We start from the raw sequence: 4523 nt of genomic DNA on the forward strand, positions 1-4523 counted from the left end.
TGTCCAGAATGCCCATCACCGCCTGGGCGGTCACCGACTTCCCAGAACCCGACTCCCCCAGCACAGCCAGCGTCTCGCCCGCGTCAACGGAGTAGTTCACCCCGTTGACGGCCTTGATCGACCCTTCGTGGGTCTTGAACTCCACATGGAGGTCACGGACTTCGAGCAGCGGGGCGGAGTTGTTCTCCGTTCCCTCCGGCGCCGGGACTCCGACGGTTTGTTTCACAGTAGTCACGTACGCCTCCCTCAGCGCAGCTTGGGGTCGAGGGCGTCGCGGACCGCGTCGCCCAGCATGATGAACGCCAGAACCGTGACGCTCACGAAAGCCGCCGGGAACAGCAGTGGGTGGAGGGCCTCGCGGACGCGGGGCAGGGAGTCGCTGACCATCACACCCCAGGAGATGGTGGGCGGCTGGATACCGACACCGAGGAAGCTGAGCGTGGCCTCGACCGAGATGATGACGCCGAGGCTGATGGAAGCGACGACGATGAGCGGCGTGACCGCATTGGGCAGAACGTGACGGAAAACCATACGGGGTGTCGACGCGCCGAGGGACTGGGCGGCCGTCACGTAGTCGGCCTGCTTCGCCTGGATCACCGAACCGCGCATGATGCGCGCCATGCTCATCCAGCCCAGCAACGTCAGCGCTGCCAGCACTCCCCAGATGCCTCCGATCCGCTGACCGTCGTCGCCTCGGAACGAGTTCAGGATGACGATGGCGCCGACCAGGAACGGGAGGCCGAGGAAGATGTCGATCCCGCGGGAGATGAGGCTGTCGACCCAGCCCGTCTTGTAGCCCGCGATCGTCCCGACCAGACCACCGATGATCGCGGAACCGATCGTGGCGAGCACACCGACCACGATGGACGTGCGGGTTCCGTAGATGGTGCGCGCGTAGATGTCGCAGCCGCGGGTGTCGTACCCGAACCAGGCGCTCGCGCTCGGCGTGTCCAGCGACCTGGACAGGTCGCAGGCCCGGGGGTCGACACTGGTGAAGAGCCCGGGGAAGGCCGCGATGGTGCACAGGAAGAGGATGACGGCCGCCGAGACGATGAAGATCGGCTGCCGCACCAGGTCCCGGACCGCGTCCTGCAGCAGACTCCGCGACTTCGTGCCGGTGAGCGCTGCGTCCGCATCCGGGTCGACGCGGGTGCCGGCCGTGGTGGGGGCTTTGGTCTCAGGCATAGCGGATCCTCGGGTCGAGCACGGCGTAGAGCAGGTCCACGATCAGGCTGGCGAGCAGATAGATCATGACCAGCATGGAGACGAAGCCGACGAGGACTGGTCCGTCCTCGATCTGGGTCGCCTTGAAGACGTTGAACCCGACGCCGGGAACGTTGAAGATGCGCTCGGTCACCATCGCGCCGCCCATCAGCGTGCCGATGTCGATACCGAGGTAGGTGACCACCGGAATCAGCGAGTTGCGGAGCACGTGAACGCCGAAGATACGAGACTGCGGCAGGCCCTTGGCCTTGGCCGTGCGGACGTAGTCCGTCCGCAGGTTCTCCGCGACCGATGCCCGCGTCAGCCGGGCTATGTAGGCCAGGGACACCGAGCCGAGGACGATACCCGGCATCAGATAGCTCTGCATGCCCTCGGTCACACCGGCCACCGGCAGGATTCCCCACTGGACGCCGAAGAGCACCTGGGCGAAGTTGCCGATGACGAAGATCGGCACGGCGATGACGGTGAGCGTCGAGAGCAGCACGACGTTGTCGAGGAAGCTGCCGCGCCGGACGCCGGCCATCAGGCCTGCCCCGATGCCGATGACGGCCTCGACCGCCAGCGCGATACCGGCGAGGCGCAGGGTGTGCGGCCAGGCCTCCTGGATCATGTCGCTGATGGGCCGGCCGTTGAGGCTGGTACCGAAGTCGCCGACAACCAGGTCCGAGATGTAGTACCAGTACCGCATGAAGAACGGGTCGTCCAGATGGTACTGGCTGGTGAGAGCGATGCGGACGCTGTCCGGCACCGGGCGCTCGCCGTAGAGATTCTGTACGGGGTCACCGCCGATCGCAGTGACGAGCGCAAAGATGATGGCCGTGGTCCCGATGAACACCGGGATCATCTGAAGTAGTCGCCTGGCGACGTACCGGCCCATGGGATCCTCCTCATGGAAACGGTGGGGGCAGTTTTTCTGCCCCCACCGTCAAGCCTTGGACGGTTCTACGGTGTTACTGCGAAGAACCGTCAGGCCTTCTCGATCTTCGACAGAACGACCCGGTTGAAGAGGTCGAGTTCGACGTTCTTCACCGACTCGGAGTGCCCGAAGACGTTCTTCCCGTAGCGGAGCGGGATCACCGGCATGTCCTCAGCGAGGATGTCCTCAGCCTGCTGCCACTTCTTGATGGCCTCTTCCTCGCTGTCCGCCTGGCGTCCCTCGGCGACGAGCTTGTCGAACTCCTTGTTGCTGTAGCCGTAGTAGTTCGACGAACCACCGGTGGAGTACAGCGGGCCGAGGTAGTTCTCCATGGACGGGTAGTCCATGATCCAGCCCATCCGGAACATGCCCGGGAACTGCTTCTTCTCGACCTGGGTCAGGAGTTCGGCGAACTTGGGAACCGGGGTGCCGACGCACTCGATGTCCAGGTTCTTGCGGATCTGGTCGCAGGTGGCCTCGATCCACTGCTTGTGGCCGCCGTCACCGTTGTAACCGAGCTCGATCTTGTCGCCCTTGAAGCCGCCGGCCTCGTCCAGCAGCTTCTTGGCGGCGTCCGGGTCGAACTTGCAGGCCTCGCCGCAGGTGTCCTCACGGAAGCCGGCGACCACCGGGGAGACGAAGGAACGCGCGGGGTCCTGGGAACCCTGGAAGACCACGTCGATGACCTCGTCACGGTCGATCGCCATGGAGATGGCCTTGCGGACCTTCGGGTCCTTGTAGGCGTCTTCGTAGGTGGGGTAGGCCAGGAACTGGAAGGTGGAGGCCGGAGAGGTCTTGAACCGGTCGCCGAGCTCGTCCGGGGCGGTGCCCATGACCTCGGTCGGGATGGTCCGCACCACGTCCAGGTTGCCGCCGAGCACGTCGTTGTAGGCGGTGTTCTGGTCCTGGTAGACCTTGAAGTCGATGCCGTCGATCTTGGGCTTGTCACCCAGCGAGTAGTCCTCGTAGGCCTTGACCTTGACCTGCTGGTCGTGCTTCCACTCGCCGTCCATCTGGAAGGCGCCCTGGCCGATCGGGGCTTCCTCGTAGGCGTCCAGGTCCTCGAACGCCGCGTCAGGCATCGGGTAGAACACGGTGTAGCCGAGCAGCGACGCGAAACCGGAGAACGGGTCGCTGAGCGTGACCTCGATCGTCTTGTCGTCGACGGCCTTGAGACCGGAGAGCTTCTCAGCCTTGGGCTCGCCGGCCTTCTTCGGGCCTTCCTCGCCGTCCGGGTCCTGCGGGTTGAGCTTGTCGTAGCCCTCGATCGTGCCGAAGAAGTAGTTGCCGTCGGCCGCGTTCGGGCCGTAGGCACCCCAGTTCCAGGCGTCGACGTAGTTCTGCGCCTTGACCTTCGTGCCGTCGTGGAAGGTGGCGTCCTTGAGCTTGATCGTCCACACCTTGTTGTCGGTGGACTCGATCGACTCGGCGGCCGCCATCACCGGCTTGTTGTCATCGTCGAAGTCCACCAGAGGGGCGAACAGCGCGGACAGCACCTGCGACCCCGAACTCTCGGTGACGGAAGCAGGGATGAGCCGCTTGGGCTCGGCGATGTCCATGCTGATGGACCCGCCGCCCTTACCGCCCTCGTCACTGTCGCTGTCACCACTGCCGCCGCCACAGGCGGTCGCGGACAGGGCCACGACGATCGCACTCGCGACCCACTTGGCGCTCTTGGCACCGCGCATGGGTATGCCTCCTCAGGAGTCCACTGTCATTACGGGAACGGGGGATACGACTGCCTTGCCGGCATGCATACCGTCAGCAGCGACCCCCGGAATCACGAATCAGCGCTCCCCAACAGGCGTGACTCGCAGACCCGAGCTCGATGAAGCCAACTATTGGGCACGCAGCGCCCGTAAACCACACGTCAGGGATCTCGGTTTGGTCACATACCGACAGGGCAGAGATCCGAAATCCGGACAAAGCAATCCGTTACAGACAGCCGCGAAACGGACTGTTAACGCGTCTTCCGGCATCTGACGTCCGGTTTCCGGACGTCGACTGAACCAAAGTGTTTGACTCGCCAAGATCGAACCGGTAGGCGGAGACTTCCGTCACGTCGGCCTGCGACGACCCCTCGTGAGTGACGTCGCTCACCCCCCGCCCGCTCCCGCCCGGGTCGCCGTCTCCATGCCCGCCACGTGCCCGCGACAACCATCCCGACGCACGGAACGGCCGGGCTGACGGCCCGTCAGCACCCGCGCCGGACGCGGCCCACGCGCCGTCAGACCGACCCCCCGTCAGGCGGAGCAGTCGTCGGCCGGGCAGGCGACGGGGGAAGCAGGCGACGGACCGGGCTCCGTGCCGTACCGCCGCTCCCTTGGCCGTGCACGGCCACGTGGGCCCCTCCACCCGCGCGGGACCGGTGGAGAGCGCGCCG

The 4523-nt window shown here is 65.4% G+C and carries 4 protein-coding genes; all 4 read right to left on the bottom strand.

Annotated elements, in window-relative coordinates:
• A partial coding sequence (locus ACYVE9_RS16635; protein WP_461028649.1) for an ATP-binding cassette domain-containing protein occupies window positions 1-235 on the bottom strand: 235 nt, incomplete at its 3' end.
• A gap of 11 nt (window positions 236-246) precedes the next feature.
• A complete protein-coding gene (locus ACYVE9_RS16640) occupies window positions 247-1185 on the bottom strand; it encodes an ABC transporter permease (protein WP_461028650.1) in 939 nt (312 codons plus the stop codon).
• Complete coding sequence (locus ACYVE9_RS16645; RefSeq protein WP_461028651.1) at window positions 1178-2101, bottom strand: ABC transporter permease; 924 nt, start codon at window positions 2099-2101, stop codon at window positions 1178-1180. Before ACYVE9_RS16645 ends, ACYVE9_RS16640 begins: the two co-directional genes overlap by 8 nt.
• Window positions 2102-2190: 89 nt before the next feature.
• Window positions 2191-3828 (bottom strand): peptide ABC transporter substrate-binding protein, encoded by a 1638-nt coding sequence (locus ACYVE9_RS16650; RefSeq protein ID WP_461028652.1) that lies wholly within the window; start codon window positions 3826-3828, stop codon window positions 2191-2193.
• Window positions 3829-4523: the final 695 nt, after the last annotated feature.

The sequence above is a fragment of the Streptomyces sparsus genome, assembly GCF_054776295.1.